This window comes from Advenella alkanexedens (assembly GCF_019132845.1).
Taxonomy (GTDB): Bacteria; Pseudomonadota; Gammaproteobacteria; order Burkholderiales; family Burkholderiaceae_B; genus Advenella; species Advenella alkanexedens.
Genome location: NZ_JAHSPR010000015.1, coordinates 1 through 15,745, shown reverse-complemented (window position 1 = coordinate 15,745; position 15,745 = coordinate 1). Strand labels below are relative to the sequence as shown.

Annotated in this window: 19 protein-coding genes and 1 pseudogene; 10 read left to right on the top strand and 10 right to left on the bottom strand. The window is 50.8% G+C overall.

Features of this window, described 5'->3' with window-relative positions:
• Window positions 1-18 precede the first annotated feature (18 nt).
• Genes dapF through xerC form a run of 3 tightly spaced genes read left to right on the top strand, consistent with a single transcriptional unit; the run spans window position 19 to window position 2,519 of the window.
• Entirely contained in the window at window positions 19-903 is an 885-nt protein-coding gene (dapF, locus tag KU392_RS13815) for a diaminopimelate epimerase (RefSeq protein ID WP_169293213.1), read from the top strand.
• A gap of 4 nt (window positions 904-907) precedes the next feature.
• Entirely contained in the window at window positions 908-1,564 is a 657-nt protein-coding gene (locus KU392_RS13810) for a DUF484 family protein (protein WP_169293212.1), read from the top strand.
• 1 nt (window position 1,565) lies between these two features.
• Window positions 1,566-2,519: a tyrosine recombinase XerC gene (xerC, locus tag KU392_RS13805; protein ID WP_211182223.1), complete on the top strand. Its 954-nt coding sequence runs from the start codon at window positions 1,566-1,568 to the stop codon at window positions 2,517-2,519.
• Here the strand turns inward: xerC and KU392_RS13800 are convergent, their stop codons facing one another.
• Genes KU392_RS13800 through KU392_RS13785 form a run of 4 tightly spaced genes read right to left on the bottom strand, consistent with a single transcriptional unit; the run spans window position 2,520 to window position 5,334 of the window.
• Window positions 2,520-3,548: a metal ABC transporter solute-binding protein, Zn/Mn family gene (locus tag KU392_RS13800; RefSeq protein ID WP_211182222.1), complete on the bottom strand. Its 1,029-nt coding sequence runs from the start codon at window positions 3,546-3,548 to the stop codon at window positions 2,520-2,522.
• Between the two features lie 15 nt (window positions 3,549-3,563).
• A complete protein-coding gene (locus KU392_RS13795; protein WP_169293211.1) occupies window positions 3,564-4,430 on the bottom strand; it encodes a metal ABC transporter permease in 867 nt (288 codons plus the stop codon).
• Complete coding sequence (locus tag KU392_RS13790) at window positions 4,430-5,140, bottom strand: metal ABC transporter ATP-binding protein (RefSeq protein WP_169293210.1); 711 nt, start codon at window positions 5,138-5,140, stop codon at window positions 4,430-4,432. Before KU392_RS13790 ends, KU392_RS13795 begins: the two co-directional genes overlap by 1 nt.
• The gene (locus KU392_RS13785) at window positions 5,137-5,334 is read right to left on the bottom strand and encodes a hypothetical protein (RefSeq protein ID WP_169293209.1); all 198 of its coding nucleotides are present in this window, start codon (window positions 5,332-5,334) and stop codon (window positions 5,137-5,139) included. Before KU392_RS13785 ends, KU392_RS13790 begins: the two co-directional genes overlap by 4 nt.
• Before the next feature lie 175 nt (window positions 5,335-5,509).
• On the opposite strand from KU392_RS13785, the gene KU392_RS13780 reads away from it, so the two are divergent.
• The 5 genes from KU392_RS13780 (at window position 5,510) to hslU (ending at window position 9,897) form a co-directional block, all read left to right on the top strand.
• On the top strand, window positions 5,510-6,001 hold the full coding sequence (locus tag KU392_RS13780) for a Fur family transcriptional regulator (RefSeq protein ID WP_217735571.1): 492 nt from the start codon (window positions 5,510-5,512) through the stop codon (window positions 5,999-6,001).
• A gap of 259 nt (window positions 6,002-6,260) precedes the next feature.
• Entirely contained in the window at window positions 6,261-7,373 is a 1,113-nt protein-coding gene (locus KU392_RS13775; protein ID WP_217735570.1) for a CobW family GTP-binding protein, read from the top strand.
• 124 nt (window positions 7,374-7,497) lie between these two features.
• Window positions 7,498-7,950 (top strand): RNA polymerase-binding protein DksA, encoded by a 453-nt coding sequence (gene dksA, locus KU392_RS13770; RefSeq protein WP_169293206.1) that lies wholly within the window; start codon window positions 7,498-7,500, stop codon window positions 7,948-7,950.
• A gap of 69 nt (window positions 7,951-8,019) precedes the next feature.
• Window positions 8,020-8,553: an ATP-dependent protease subunit HslV gene (hslV, locus tag KU392_RS13765; protein ID WP_169293205.1), complete on the top strand. Its 534-nt coding sequence runs from the start codon at window positions 8,020-8,022 to the stop codon at window positions 8,551-8,553.
• Window positions 8,554-8,565: 12 nt separating this feature from the next.
• Window positions 8,566-9,897, top strand: a complete 1,332-nt coding sequence (gene hslU, locus KU392_RS13760) for an ATP-dependent protease ATPase subunit HslU (RefSeq protein WP_169293204.1) — start codon at window positions 8,566-8,568, stop codon at window positions 9,895-9,897.
• 88 nt (window positions 9,898-9,985) lie between these two features.
• On the opposite strand, the gene KU392_RS13755 is transcribed toward hslU, so the two are convergent.
• Complete coding sequence (locus tag KU392_RS13755) at window positions 9,986-10,279, bottom strand: copper-binding protein (RefSeq protein WP_169293203.1); 294 nt, start codon at window positions 10,277-10,279, stop codon at window positions 9,986-9,988.
• 183 nt (window positions 10,280-10,462) lie between these two features.
• Between KU392_RS13755 and KU392_RS13750 the strand changes: the two genes are divergently transcribed.
• Both KU392_RS13750 and KU392_RS13745 read left to right on the top strand, forming a co-directional pair.
• Window positions 10,463-10,915: a universal stress protein gene (locus KU392_RS13750; RefSeq protein ID WP_217735569.1), complete on the top strand. Its 453-nt coding sequence runs from the start codon at window positions 10,463-10,465 to the stop codon at window positions 10,913-10,915.
• Between the two features lie 84 nt (window positions 10,916-10,999).
• Complete coding sequence (locus tag KU392_RS13745) at window positions 11,000-11,551, top strand: cob(I)yrinic acid a,c-diamide adenosyltransferase (RefSeq protein WP_217735568.1); 552 nt, start codon at window positions 11,000-11,002, stop codon at window positions 11,549-11,551.
• A 12-nt stretch (window positions 11,552-11,563) separates the two neighbouring features.
• Here KU392_RS13745 and KU392_RS13740 read toward each other — a convergent pair whose 3' ends face one another.
• The 5 genes and pseudogenes from KU392_RS13740 to KU392_RS13720 form a co-directional block, all read right to left on the bottom strand.
• On the bottom strand, window positions 11,564-12,280 hold the full coding sequence (locus KU392_RS13740; RefSeq protein ID WP_169293200.1) for an ABC transporter ATP-binding protein: 717 nt from the start codon (window positions 12,278-12,280) through the stop codon (window positions 11,564-11,566).
• 6 nt (window positions 12,281-12,286) lie between these two features.
• On the bottom strand, window positions 12,287-13,492 hold the full coding sequence (locus KU392_RS13735) for an ABC transporter permease (protein WP_217735567.1): 1,206 nt from the start codon (window positions 13,490-13,492) through the stop codon (window positions 12,287-12,289).
• Entirely contained in the window at window positions 13,489-14,640 is a 1,152-nt protein-coding gene (locus KU392_RS13730) for an efflux RND transporter periplasmic adaptor subunit (protein WP_217735566.1), read from the bottom strand. Before KU392_RS13730 ends, KU392_RS13735 begins: the two co-directional genes overlap by 4 nt.
• Window positions 14,641-14,642: 2 nt before the next feature.
• Window positions 14,643-15,248, bottom strand: a complete 606-nt coding sequence (locus KU392_RS13725) for a TetR/AcrR family transcriptional regulator (protein ID WP_217735580.1) — start codon at window positions 15,246-15,248, stop codon at window positions 14,643-14,645.
• Between the two features lie 195 nt (window positions 15,249-15,443).
• A pseudogene (locus tag KU392_RS13720) lies at window positions 15,444-15,745 on the bottom strand (tripartite tricarboxylate transporter permease); the annotation flags it as partial.

Genomic DNA, 15,745 nt, shown 5'->3' with positions numbered 1-15,745 from the left:
TTTACGTATCAGACACCCATGATTTGGCAATTTACAAAAATGCATGGTGCTGGCAATGATTTCATCGTTCTTGATGGCGTCAGCCAGCCCATTGAAATGACCCCTGAACGGGCACGTGCCCTGGCGCATCGCCAGCTTGGCATCGGCGCCGACCAGATTTTACTGGTAGAAACGCCTTCCCACCCGGAAGCCGACTTCCGCTATCGCATCTTCAATGCCGATGGCAGTGAGGTTGAGCATTGTGGCAATGGCTCCCGCTGTTTTGTACGCTTTGTCCACGAACAAAGATTGTCCCGCCGCAATCCACTCAGGGCAGAAATTGCCACCGGCCTGATTACGCTTGAAGAAAAAGAGGACAATAGTGTTACCGTTGACATGGGGGTTACCCGTTTCGATCCGGCTGCGCTGCCTTTTGACACAGAAGGCTTAAGCCACAGCCAGGAACATGAAGAAACGCTCTGGAACCTGCCCCTGCCACAGGGGGGTATGGTTACCCTGTCGACACTGGCCATTTCCAACCCGCATGCGGTACTGCTGGTGGATAACATTGACACCGCCCCCGTTGCAACACTGGGCCCGTTCATCGAAAGCCACCCCCGCTTTGGCAATCGCGTCAATGTCGGGTTCATGCAGGTCGTCAACCGCCACCACATTCGGCTGCGCGTTTATGAGCGTGGTGTGGGTGAAACCCTGTCTTGCGGCACCGGTGCCTGTGCTGCTGTTGCCACTGGCATCCGTCGTGGCCTGTTGGACTCTCCGGTCACCGTCCAAACCCGGGGAGGACTATTAACCATTGAGTGGAATGGCACTCAATTGAAAATGACCGGCCCGGCCACCACCGTATTTTCCGGCCAGATTGATATTGATAAACTGGTCAAAGATTTTTGCTTAAAGGATGAGTAGACTTATGTCAGAGACAACGTTTGAGCCGGATGAGATTGCTGTTTTCCTGAAAAACAACCCCTCTTTTTTTGAGGATCATGCCCAGCTGTTTGCCAGCCTGTCCATTCCACACCCTTATGCAGACCGCACCCTGTCTTTAGGTGCCCGTCAAGTCATGACCCTGCGCAAGCGTAGCAAAGCGCTTGAATGGAAACTGGCGGAACTGATGCATAACGCCGACTCAAACGCCTCTATCAGCCAAAGCATGACGCTTTGGTGCTCTCAGATGCTGGCCGAAAAAAACAGCCAGAAATTACCCGAGCGCACGATTGACAGCCTGAAACAGGCCTTTGAACAACTTGATGTTTCCCTGCGTCTGTGGAACCTGCCGATGCTCCGGGCAAAAAAATTCAAGCTTGATGATGATACTGGATTGCAGGCTTACACCGATTCGCTGGAAAAACCTTATTGCGGTCCCGAAGGCTATCTGCCGGCGCATGAATGGCTTGAAGAAAAGCCGGCCTCAGTGGCCCTGGTCCCCCTGAGAACAGAAGACCGAACCTTTGGCCTGCTGGTGTTTGGCTCTTGCCATGAAGAACATTTTACCCCCGACATGGGCACGGTTTTCCTGGAAAACCTGGGGCGACTGGCCAGTGCCGGCCTAAGCCGCCTTATTAAGTAAAATGAACCACAACCTGCCTGCAGCCATGGAGCAATGGCTGGACTATTTGCGCACCAACAAGCGTTACTCTGCCCATACGCTGGCAGCCTACCGAAGAGATCTGGCCCAACTGACACGCCTGTACCCCGATATCGATCTGGCCACCCTGAGCAACCCGCAAATCCGTACCGCCATTGCCCGCCTGCACGCCAGTCAAATGAGTCCGCGCAGCCTGGCACGGATTCTGTCAGCCTGGCGCGGATTCTATGCGTGGTGGGTACCGCTGGCCAAATTAAGCCTCAATCCAGCCAAAAATGTCAAAACCCCAAAAGTGCCCAAAAGTCTTCCCAAAGCCTTATCAGTCGAACAAACCCAGGCCCTGCTTGATCATCCGGCCAGACAGGCGCAAAATGCCCCCATCCACTTGCGTGACCAGGCCATGTTCGAATTGCTTTACGCCAGTGGCCTGCGCCTGTCCGAACTGGTGCAACTGGACACCCATTACGTTAAAAAAGACAATTATGAATCGGCTGGCTGGCTTAACCTGGCTGAGCAGGAATTAACCGTAAAAGGAAAAGGCAATAAAACACGGCTGGTTCCCTTGGGCAGGAAAGCACAGGAAGCCCTTTCAACATGGCTGGCCGCCCGCCCGTCACTCTTGAAACCGGCGACGCCTGAAAATGATATCAATGCCCTTTTTCTGGGTGAACGTGGTGCCCGCATCTCGCCACGGGTGGTACAGCTGCAACTGAAGAAATTTGCACAGCTATCGGAAGTGCCCGGCCAGATCCACCCGCATGTATTACGTCACAGTTTTGCCAGTCATCTGCTGCAATCGGCCCAGGATCTGCGCGCGGTTCAGGAACTGCTGGGGCATGCCAACATTTCAACCACGCAAATTTATACCCGGCTGGACTTCCAGCACCTGGCCAAAGCCTATGACCAGGCACACCCCAGGGCCAAACGCAAAAACTGATTACCTGATCGCTTCGGTAATCACACCGGTATTATGGCGCATCATCCCCAAATAGGAAGCGGCTTCGCCGCTCGTGGCCAAGGCATCGGAATACAGCATACCCCCCACTTTGGCCCCCGTTTCCCTGGCAATCTGGTCTTGAAGTTTATTGTTTTTCACATTTTCCAGGAATACGGCAGGGATTTTTTGTTCCTTGATTTGCCTGATAACCGCAGAAATGTCCTTGGCTGAGGGTTCAGCAGAGGTAGAGATACCTAATGGGGCAATCACCTCAAGCCCATAGGCATCGGCAAAATATCCAAAAGCATCATGGGTGGTCACAATTTTCCGGCGTTCGGCAGGAATATCTGCCATGGCCTTGCGAACCTGCTCGTCCAGCGCCTGCATCTGCTGGATGTAATCCCGGGCATTGCCTTCGTACAGCGCGGCGTTGGCCGGGTCAGCCTGCGACAAAGCCCGGGCAATATTGCGCACATAAACCTGCCCGTTAGCCAGATCCTGCCAGGCGTGCGGGTCAAACTCTCCATGATCATGCCCATGACCGTGATCGTGATCTTTTTCATGTTCATGTTCATGCCCTTCTTCGTGATCATGCTCTTCATGACTGTCATGATCATCTTTATCGGCTGCATGGTGATCATGCACATCGTGGTCGGCTGCCTCGTCCAGTTTACGCACTTTCACACCATCACTGGCCACAATCACTTTTCCCTGAAAGCCCGAAGAAGCCAGCAAACGGTCGGTCCAGCTATCCAGGCCAAGTCCGTTCACAAACAACAGTTGGGTATCGGGTGAGGACATTTTTTTGATATCCCGAGGTGTCAGTTCAACCTCATGTGAGTTGCCATCGGCAGGCACCAGTGAAACAACATTGACCTGATCGGCACCCACTGTTTTCACCATATCCGCCAGGATGGAAAAACTGGTCACCACTTCAATGGGGGCCTTTGCCTGTACTGGCAAGGCAGTGGCCAACAAACCCGCCAACACCATGGCTGGCGCTCCTTTCAGATAAACCTGGAATTTCATTACTTGATCCTGTTATTAATTGAGAAAACGAATACGGCTGCGAATCACGCCACCCTGGCGACCAAACATCAAGCTCAGGATATAAAACAGACCGGCAACCAGAATAATGGCCGATGATGCCGGCACGCCATAATGATAGGAAACGACCAGACCGACATAGGCAGACAATGCACCAATAGCGGCGGCCAGCACCAGCTGCCGACCCACCGTGCGGCCACAAAATCGGGCAGCGGCAGCGGGCAACATCATCATCCCGACCACCATCAGGGTACCCAGAACCTGAAAACCGGCCACCAGATTCACAACCAGCAACATCAGAAACAGCATATGCACCAGCGACCCGCCTCCCCCTTCCGAACGAAGGAAACCGGGATCAAGGCACTCTATAATCAATGGCCGATAAATTAAAGACAATAGAAGAATGGTCAGGCTGCTGACCACCATAATAAACAGCAGGGCCTTGTCATCCAACCCGAGGACAGAACCGAACAGGACATGCAGCAAATCCATATTGGAGCCCTTCAAAGACAGCAAGACAACACCCAGCCCAAGCGAAATCAGGTACAAGGCGGCAAAACTGGCGTCTTCTTTCAGGGACGTCAGCCGAGATACCACACCAGCCAGCAAAGCCACCAGCAAACCGGTTACCATCCCCCCCACCAACATGGCTGTCAGGGAGACCCCGGCAACCAGGAAACCGGCAGCCACCCCAGGCAAAATGGCATGTGACATGGAATCAGCCACCAGACTCATGCGCCGCAAAATAAGAAATACACCCAGCGGACCGGTCGCAACAGCCAGAAATATGGCGCCAAACAGGGCACGGCTCATGAATCCGAATTCAACGAAGGGAGACAGGAAAATTTCATACAGTGCTCCCATCAGAAACCTCCCAACGACAGGCGACGGGCCTTCTGCAGATTTTCTTCAGTAAGGATATCCGCGGTTTTCCCCCAGGCCACCACCTGCCTGGCCAACAGCAGCGTCTCGGGAAAACACTGTTTCACCCTTTCCACATCGTGCAAAACAGCAATAATGGTGCGTCCTTCAGCATGCCAGTTCAAAATAATGCGCATCAAATCTTCACACGTATCTTCATCCACCGCGGCAAAAGGTTCATCAAGCAGCAATACCTGTGCGTCACGCACGATTAAACGGGCAAACAGGGCCCGCTGCAGCTGACCGCCCGATAGACTGCCAATCAACTGGTCGGCAACGGCTTGCAAACCCACTTTTTCAAGGGCATGATTGATGCGGATGCGCTCTGCCTTGCCATAATGCCGCCATGGCCCGATCCGGCGCCAGGCACCCATGGCAACCAGTTCGTAAGTCGTGATGGGAAAACTGCGATCCAGGTCACTCAGCTGTGGCAGCAAGGTCAATTCCTTGCGAAAAGCCGGTGCCAATTCTATGCTACCCGCAGTGGGCTTGAGAAAATTGATGATACCTTTGACAAGGGTGGACTTGCCGGCCCCGTTCGCGCCCAGAATGGCGGTCAGCGTGCCCTGGTTGAACTGCCCGGAAACATGCTGAAGCACTGGCTTGTCCCGCCACCCGAGCGATACATCATTCAGGCGGATAACCGGATTCACAGGGCCATACCTGAAACCAGTGTGCCGATTTCCGGAAACCAGCCCAAGGCATAACCGGTTACGCCCCACATCAGCGCCAGGAAAAGCCCGGCCTGAATCACCCTTGCCAATGCGGAATTGAGCAATGGGGACTGGATCCGCTGGTGAACGGTATCGGCAGAAACGGAATGGCTGCTGGAAAGTGTGGTTTGCATAACAGTGCGCGGAGTTGAAAAAGTATAAACAATCAACAAATGATATGATATAACATATTAAAACATAAAATAAACGGCAATGTCATCAAAATTGTTCTTGCGATCACACTTTTTTTCGCTTCATGGTACATTGACCTAAAGGATCAACTTATTATTTTTAGTATTAAAAACGCTCATGCATTCCACTCATCACCATTCTCACTCGCATAAATCGGTCGACCAGCGACTGCTTGAGGCCGAGCAGCTCTGTGAGTCCCGCGGCAAACGACTGACGCCCATCCGCCAGCAGGTGCTCCGGCTCATGCTCGAGGAATCGCGTAGCCTCAAGGCCTATGAGCTTCTTGATGCCATGTTGGCCATTCATCCAAAGTCCAAACCACCCACCGTTTATCGCGCGCTTGAATTTCTTGAAGAGGAAGGGCTTATTCATCGCCTTGATGCCGTCAATGCCTGGACTGCCTGTATCGATGTCAACAACCATCACCACGATTTGCTGGTCGTTTGCACGCAATGCGGCAAAGTGGTTGAAATCAGCGCCCCTGAAATTAGCAGCCAGCTAAAAAAACTGATCGCCAATACCGGTTTTTCGCTCACCTCGAACGAAACGGAAATCAGGGCCACCTGCGCGCAATGCAAGGAAAAAAACAAGCCCCAACATAACCATTAATGTCTTAGCCATACGAAATCCGGTCCGGGGCTTGCATTACGCATTTATGCCCCCATTATGGGATGTTGCACCACAAAAACGCTTTTCTCTTCTGGCAATACTGACGACATTAGGGTTTATATCTAAATTGATTCAATTTTTTGTAAAGTCACTGATATATATTTGCCAGATAATCAAAGCTGTGATGTAATTGCCCGATTATATTAAAAATTTTCGCCAGGCAGAAATTCGGCCTGCGATGTTAGTTAAGAAGCAAATTATGACTGTTACCCAGGCACAAGCCAATAAAATGGTTCCTGTCACCGTTCTAACCGGATTCCTTGGTGCAGGAAAAACCACTCTACTCAAGCGAATCCTGACCGAATTCCACGGCAAACGCATCGCCGTCATCGAAAACGAATTCGGCCCCGAAAGCATCGACAACGAACTGCTGGTCCAGGACAGTGATGAGGAAATCATTGAACTGAACAATGGCTGCGTCTGCTGTACGGTTCGTGGAGACTTGCTCAAAACGCTTACCGACCTTAAAAACCGTCGCCTCAACAACGAACTCAACTTCGAGCGCGTTATTATTGAAACGACCGGCGTGGCCAATCCCGGCCCGGTCTGCCAGACTTTTTTCATGGATGACGGTATTGCCGAATACTTCCGTCTTGATGCAGTCATCACCGTGGTGGATGCCAAACATGGCATGCAAACCCTGGATACCCAGCCCGAAGCGCAAAAACAGGTTGGTTTTGCAGACCGCATCCTGATTTCCAAAAAAGACCTGGTCAGTGATGAGGAATATGCCTCGCTGAAACATCGCCTGGTGCACATGAATCCCCGTGCACAAATCATGCCCGTGCATTTTGGTGAAGCCGATCTTAACCAAATACTGGATGTCACCGGCTTCAACCTGAATAGCATTCTGGATATCGATCCGGAATTCCTGAAGGAAGACCACCATGATCATGACCATGAGTGCGATGAACACTGCCACCATGACCATCATCACGATCATGAGTGCGATGAACACTGCGACCATGACCATCATCACGGCCATGAGCACAATCATCACCATGTGCATCACGATGATGAAATCGGTGCCTTTGTATTTACCTCCAGCAAGCCCTTCGATCCCCAACGCCTGGAAGAATTCCTGAGTGGTGTGGTACAGGTTTTTGGTCCCGACCTTTACCGTTACAAGGGCATCCTGTATATGAAAGGCGTCAAACAAAGAATGCTGTTCCAGGGCGTGCACATGCTCATGGGTGCAGAACCCGGAAAACTCTGGGGCCCCAAAGAAAAACCTTACAACAAGATGGTTTTTATCGGTCGCAAATTGCCCAAAGACGTATTTACCAACGGCCTGACACAATGCCTTGCCTAAACAGGCAATAAGTTTGTTACACACAATGAAGGCGGGTTCTCGATTTTTTACACAATAATTGATACATCCTGAACACGCCCTCATTGATTTGATTAATAAGCAGTACTACTGAACGGAGTGTTTGATGGCTAACAAATCAGCTAAAAATACCGACACAATCACAGAACAACCGTTATTAACTGAAGAGCAGTTACTCGCCATGCCTGAAGAGGACTACATGAACGACCAGCAGCTGGCGTTCTTCAAGGACCGACTCAAGAAACTGGAAGCAGACATTCTCAATAATGCGGATGCCACTACCGAAAACCTTCGCGAAACCCAGTTTGTGCCCGATCCGGCAGACCGTGCCACCATCGAGGAAGAACACGCCCTGGAGTTGCGTACCCGGGACCGCGAACGCAAACTGCTCAAGAAAGTACAGCAATCCCTGATGCTCATTGAGTCCAAAGAATATGGTTGGTGCGAAGAAACCGGAGAGCCGATTGGCCTGCGTCGCCTGTTAGCCCGTCCAACCGCCAACCTTTCACTGGAAGCCCAGGAAAGACGCGAAAAACGCCAAAAACTCTACGGCGATTAAAAATCTTCATTTTTCACCCTTGAAATTCTTCTTGCCAGCCCCATCTACGGAAACTACAGGAAGAATTTCATGGAACAATTTCACGCTACTACCATTGTTTGTGTTCGCCGCGGCAACGACGTTGCCATAGGCGGTGATGGTCAAGTCACACTGGGCAATATCGTTTTCAAAAGCACTGCCCGAAAAATCCGTCGTCTTTACAATGACAAGGTCCTGGTTGGTTTTGCCGGTGCCACTGCCGACGCCTTTACCCTTCTGGAACTATTCGAAGCCAAACTTGAAAAACATCAAGGCCACTTAATGCGTGCCGCTGTCGAGCTCACCAAAGACTGGCGCACCGACCGCGCCCTGCGTCGCCTTGAGGCCATGCTGATTGTGGCCGACAAAGATCATACTCTGGTGCTGACCGGCAATGGCGATGTCCTTGAACCCGAACACAGCCTTGCCGCCATTGGCTCAGGCGGTGCCTATGCGCAATCTGCCGCGCTGGCCCTACTTCATAATACAGATCTGTCGCCTGCCGAAGTTGTTAAAAAATCGCTTGAAATCGCCGGTGATCTGTGTATTTATACCAACCAGAATCACGTTATTGAAACGCTTTAATCAGGATATCTCATGACAACCAGCGTAATGACGCCCAAAGAAATTGTCTCTGAACTGGACAAAAACATTATCGGCCAGCAAAAGGCCAAAAAATCTGTTGCGGTCGCCCTGCGTAACCGCTGGCGCCGCCAGCAAGTGGCAGAACCGCTACGTCACGAAATCTCGCCCAAGAACATTCTCATGATTGGCCCCACTGGTGTCGGTAAAACCGAAATTGCCCGTCGGCTGGCCAAACTGGCCAATGCTCCCTTTATCAAGGTAGAAGCCACCAAATTCACCGAAGTCGGCTATGTGGGCCGTGATGTCGACACCATCATTCGTGACCTGGTTGACATTTCAGTCAAACAAACCCGTGAACTGGAAATGCGTCGCGTACGCACCCAGGCCGAGGACGCTGCTGAAGACCGCATCCTTGACGTACTGGTAGCACCCGCCCGCGATGCCAATGGAAACCCGATTCGCGAAGAAAACAGCGCACGCCAGAATTTCCGCAAACGTCTGCGGGAAAACAAAATCGATGACCTGGAAATTGAAATCGAAGTGGCACAGCAATTGCCCCAAATGGAAATCATGGCGCCTCCGGGCATGGAGGACATGACCGAGCAATTGAAAGGCATGTTTGCCGGTCTGAATCGCGATAAGAAAAAAACGCAAAAAATGACCGTTAAAAACGCGTTCAAATTGCTGGTGGAAGAAGAAGCGGCCAAACGCGTCAACGAAGAAGAAATCCGCAATGCGGCGGTTAAAAATGCCGAACAGAATGGCATTGTCTTCCTGGACGAAATTGACAAAATCGCCGCACGCCAGTCACAAAGCAGTGCCGATGTTTCCCGTCAGGGTGTGCAGCGCGACCTGCTTCCCCTGGTTGAAGGCACCACGGTCAACACCAAATACGGCATGATCAAGACCGATCACATCCTGTTTATTGCCTCAGGTGCTTTCCATCTGTCACGCCCCTCAGACCTGATTCCCGAATTGCAAGGCCGTTTCCCGATCCGGGTTGAACTGGATTCGCTGACTGCCGAAGACTTCGTGGAAATCCTGAGCAGCACCGACTACTCCCTGATCAAGCAATATACCGCCCTGCTGGCCACTGAAGATGTTCATCTGGACTTTACCGATGAAGGCATCAAACGGCTTGCTGAGCTGGCGTTTGAGGTGAATGAACGCACCGAAAACATCGGTGCACGCAGACTGTATACCGTCATGGAAAAACTGCTGGAGGATCTTTCCTTTGATGCCACGGCAAGTAATGAGTCAACCATTCGCATTGATGCCAACTATGTAAACAGCAAGCTGGAAGAAACCGCCCAAAGCCAGGATCTGGCCCATTACGTTCTATAATTCCGCCCCTGGAAAAACCCTGTATTGCCCCCGTATGGCTGCCGCAGTGAACCAGCTGCCCATACGGGGGCAATATTGATATGGGCGCCTAATCTTTACGGATTTCAATAATGATGTATTGATCGTTCTGGTGCAATGCCCTGAACTTGACCGAATCACCCGGCTGGATATCTTTGAGCAAACCCGGATTAATGTTATAAATCAATGTCATCGCCGGTAACTTCAAATCAATAATCGGGCCATGTTTAATCGTGATTTTTCCCCTTTCTGCCTGAATGCGACGAACCTCTCCGGTGGCACTGGCTTCATTCTGCGCCAACACAGGGCCAGTCGCCAGTAAACCGGCAAGTCCAAGCACCGCTGCCACTAGCATCTTTTTCATGAAAACTCCTTATCTGGAAGAACGACCACCGTTCCATAGTACACAAATTTATTATGAAAAAGAGGAAATCAATTACTTTACAAGCCTAAAGGCATTTCATTTCACGCAGTATAAAACTAAGTTAGAATGTAAGTCGTACATAGCATTTGACTTAAAAATATACCAGTAACTTTGGAGCAATGAATGGCAAAAACAATATTAGTCCCCTTCGATGGTTCGTCTAACGCAAACAAAGCGCTGGACTGGGCAATTTCCCTGGCAAAAGTATCCGGTTTTAAAATTCTGCTGCTGAATGTTCAACCCAGCTTCAGAACCGTTCATGCCAAAACATTTTTCAACAAATCAGACCTGGAAGAATACCAGCAACAGCTCTTCAAGGAAGCCACCGAAGGCGTTGAAGACAAACTGAAAGCGTCTGAAGTTCCTTACAATCTTAAACTGGATATTGGTGACCCCAAAGAGCGTATTGTTGAGGAAGTTCGCAACAGCGCCAAGGGCGAAGACCGCATTGAATTGATCGTCATGGGTTCACGAGGCACCAATCCCGTCTTCAGCGGTGTGCTGGGCAGTGTCAGCTACGCCATCATCAATGCTGGCGTTTGCCCCGTCACCATTATTCCCCAAGAGAAGAAATAATTTTCTGGCGGCATAACAAAGAGCCATCTTTTGATGGCTCTTTTTATTTCCCCCAACCCTAAACTGCCTGAAAAAGGATATAACATGGCTGACCGTTTAACCTCAATCGTCACCAAAACGGGTGATGCCGGCACAACCAGCCTGGGAGACGGCTCCCGCATTGCCAAAAATGATGCCCGCATTGAAGCAATTGGCCAGGTTGATGAACTCAACAGCTTTATCGGTCTGCTTGCCTGCGAACCACTACCCAACGGTGTTCCTTCAGCACTGGAACGTATACAACACCATTTATTTGATCTGGGCTCGGAACTGTGTGTGCCCGGTTATTCAGCCCTAATCGAAAGCCATGTGACTTTTCTGGAAACAGAAATTGAGCGTTCACTGGCTGAGCTGCCCCCCTTGAAAGAATTCATCCTGCCAGGAGGCACACGCCCGGCAAGCCTGGCGCATGTCTGCCGCAGCATTTGCAGACGGGCTGAACGCGGTCTGGTTACGCTGGACCAGCGCGAACCCCTGAACGATATCGGCCGGCAATACCTGAATCGCCTGTCCGATTATTTTTTCATGCTTGCCCGCATTCTTAACAAAGAAGCTGGCCGCCAGGACATTTTCTGGCAAAAGGAAAAAACAAGCTAGGCAAGCCACTCTTTAATTAATCGGGCGCCCCTGCCCCGCTTCTTCATAAGTAATGCCATCCCGAATATGATAAATACGCCTGAAAGTGGGAATAATTTTCTCATCATGCGTCACGACAATAATGGCTGTTTCATACTCGCGCGCCATGTCATTCAGGATACGGATAACCGCCAGCGCCCGCTCGCTATCCAGAGGGGCAGTGGGTTCATCAGCCAAAATAATGGGGGGCTGGTTAACCAGGCCCCTTGCAATGGCAACCCGTTGCTGCTCACCCCCAGACAACTGGGATGGCATCGCCTGGGCCCGGTGCGCCACATCAAGCGCTTCCAGCAAATGCATGGCTTTTTGCCTTGCCTGCCCATTGGACACACCCGCCAGCATGGGTAGCAGGGCCACATTATCAACTACATCAAGAAAGGGAATAAGATAGGGTGACTGGAAGACAAAACCGATTTTATCGCGCCGCAAAGCACGCAAATCACGCACTTTCCAACCATTGTCATAAATAAGCTGATCACCCAGTTTCATCACCCCCTCGGTCGGGTCAATAATGGCCCCCAGACATTTAAGCAAAGTGCTTTTACCTGAACCGGATGGACCAATCAGCCCAACCACCTCTCCGGGAGCCACTTGCATATTGACGTTTTTGAGAGCAAGAAATGCATTCGCCCCCTGCCCATACTGCTTTTTCAGGTTTTCGATCCTGACACCGCCCACTCGTTGGGACATGACTGTTCACCCCCCTACCGCTTCAGCCGGATCAACCCGCAAGGCCATACGAATGGCCACCAGACTGGCCAAAATACAAATAATCATGACAGCAACAAAACCCATGATCGAATCTTCAGGCATGATAAGTACATATTTTGGAAAATAGGGTGCGGAAAAGCTGGAAGTGATTTTACCCACCACAAACCCGATAATCCCCAATACCACCGATTGCTGCACAATCATGGCCGCGATGGTGAAGTTTCGCGTGCCTATCAGCTTCAAAACCGCAATTTCCCTTATTTTGTCCATCGTTAGCGTATAAATAATGAAAGCGACAATGGCAGCACTTACGACCGCCAAAATCACCAGAAACATGGCAATCTGGCGCGCTGATGTGGCAATCATTTTGCCGACCAGGATTTCTTCCATCTCTGCCCATCCATAAGCAGTCAGGTATTTCCAGCGCTCTATGGTGTTGATGACCTGAGCAGGATCAACCCCCTCTTTTAAAGTCACCAGCACCGAATTGACCGAAAGATTACTGGTTTTTGATGCAAGAACCGCATCCAGCAGGCCTGGTACATTAGGCCGGTTGAATTCAGGATTGGCTTGCGTTTTGCGACGATCCAGCCAGATGGCTTCATTGTTTTTCAGGAACTGGGCTTCCTGCGCGTCTTTCAGGGGAATAAACACCATCGGGTCACCGCCTGAAGACACCATGCGCCGGGTCAAGCCAACAACCGTATACTGGTTACGGCGCAAAGTTATCTTATCGCCCAGCTGCAAGCCTGTTGCGATATCCGCAACCGCTTCGTAGTGACTGCGCGTGATATGCCGCCCCGCCACCAGAAAACGGGGCCAGCCGGGTGTTTTTCCCGCCACTCCCGGTGCAATTCCTACCACCATCACCCTAATATCCTTGTCATGGTGACGGACCTGCATGGTCAGGTACGTAATATTGCTTGCCTGTTCAACGCCTGGAATGCCCAAGATACCACGGTACACATCATCATTCAGGCTTGAAGGTTCCGCATAGGGACCCAGCGTATCCTGTTGCACAACCCAGATATCGGCTCCGCTATTGTCAAGCAATGATTTGCCATCGCTGACCAGCCCCCGGTATACGCCCGCCATCACCAAGGTAACCCCGATAAGCAGGCCCAAACCCATACCTGTAAAAATAAATTTACCCCATGAGTGCAGGATATCCCGGGAGGCCAGGTTAATCATTGGGCCACCCCTGGAATTTGATCAGTGATCAAGATACGGCTTTTGGCCGTTAACGCTTTCTCGCTATATACCACAACCTGATCATCCTCCTGCAGTCCCGCAATAATCTGCACATTACCGTCCAGGTCAATTACACCCGGCTGCACAGCTGCAAACTGCAGATTTTTATCAACAACACGCCAGACACCTTGTTGGTTGTCCACCCGTACCAGTGAAGCATTGGGAATAACCACAAAACCGGGTATTTCAGGCAAATGCACCGTTACCTCACTAAGCTCGCCTAGCGAAGGCACTTGTTGAGGCAAAGCAATGAAACTGACTTTTGCCAACATTTCTTCGGTAACCACATCGGCCTTGGGTTCTATTCGGGATATTTTGCCAGGAAATACAGCCTGTCCACGTGTGCGCAACACAATGCTGGCTGGCAAATCAGCCTCAAGCCCAATCGAACTGGATTGATCAAAACGCGCCTCAATCCAAACCTCTGCCGGATTGATCATTTCAAGCACGGCCTGCCCCGCAACGACCGTAGAACCGGGGTCTGCATTTCGTGATGTCACAATACCCTCAACAGGTGCAATCAGTTGCAGTGATTTTCTCTGGCTCATCAGGGCAGCCAGATCCGCCTTTGCCTTGATAATATCTTCTGCCGCAGCTTCAAGCCCCGCCTGGGCAATCCGATACTCCTGCTCCATGATATTCAGGCTTTCTTCACTGCTTGACCGCGAAGCAAACAATTTACGGTAACGCTTGAGCTGGACACCGGCATGTTCAAATTTGACTTGAGCCTGGGTATGCTGCAAACTGACGCGTTTCAGCACTCTTTCCTGGGAATGTATCCGCTCATCAAGATCAATCGGATCCATTTGCCCGACAATTTGTCCTGCCTTGACCGTGTCACCGACATTAACGGCAATATCAAGCAATCTGCCCGTTATGACAGGGCCGACTTTATAGGTATAGCGTGCACTAACCGTTCCAATGCCAAATACTGAAGGGGTAACCGGTTGGACTTTAGCCTGTGTTACGGTCACGGGTACCGCCGCCAGGGGACCAGTCCGGATGACTACATATCCAAACAAACCCAGCAAGGGGAAAATAACCAGCAACAGGCCTAGCTTCCTTGAACGCATGGAAATTTTACTCATTATTAACCCCTGATTGCGCGTAAATACAAGGAAAATACCGATCCGGCATTCTGTTTCATCAATTGGATATCACCTGCCAGCAATGACTGCATTACCAGCCCTTGAAGCGTACCTATGAACAGGATAGCCGCAGCTTTCGAGTCCAGTCCAGGGGTAATCTCCTTTTGTGCCTTGCCATCCTCAAGCAATTGCCTGATACGCTCTCCGTAGCGCTGTATTAAATCCAGAGCAATCCGCTTCGCGGGTGTGGTCTCTACATGCTGCAACTCACCAAACAGGATCCTGGGTACCCCCGGATAAGCAAGGACAAAATCCACATGCTGCATGAACACACTTTCCAGGGCTGCGAGCGCAGAATGCGGATTCTCCTGGATCGCTTTCATGATCCGGCTGTAGAGGGTTTGTTCAACCCAATTCATGACCTCTTCCCAAATAGCATCTTTATTGGAAAAATGCCTGAACAGGGCACCCTGTGTCAAATTCATCTGTTGTGCAATCGCTGCCGTCGTAATATTTGCCGGATTCAGGGCACCGGCAAGCTCAACAACAGAAATAACTGTCATTGACCTGCGCTCAGCTGCAGTAAGATTCTTGCCCCTGGCTTCCATGTTCGCCCCCAAAAAGATAGTAATCAATTACTATCTTATCAGGTTCTGTTAACAATATATGTTTATTTTACACACCAAACAATATTACCGCTGATACTGGAGTTAAAAAAACTCCCTTGATGCCCGGAATGACATCAAGGGAGTTTTGCATGCATGGCAATGTTTATTTGCCGGTTAACAGCATCTCAGCGGTCTTTAATCCTCTTCGACAAACGTTTCTTCGCGTTTCTTGCGGATGGAGGGTGAGGCCACCAGAATGACCAGGCCAAGCGCCATTAACAGCAGGGTCAGTGACAGCGGACGCTCGACAAAAGTCAGGAAGTCGCCCCGGGACAGCAACAGTGCCCGGCGGAAGTTCTCTTCCATCATTGGGCCCAGTACCAGACCCAGCAACAGCGGCGCACCTTCACACTTCAGTTTGGTCCAGATATAACCGATGATGCCAAAGATACCCATGACGTAAATATCAAACGCGTTGTAGTTCAGCGAGTACACAC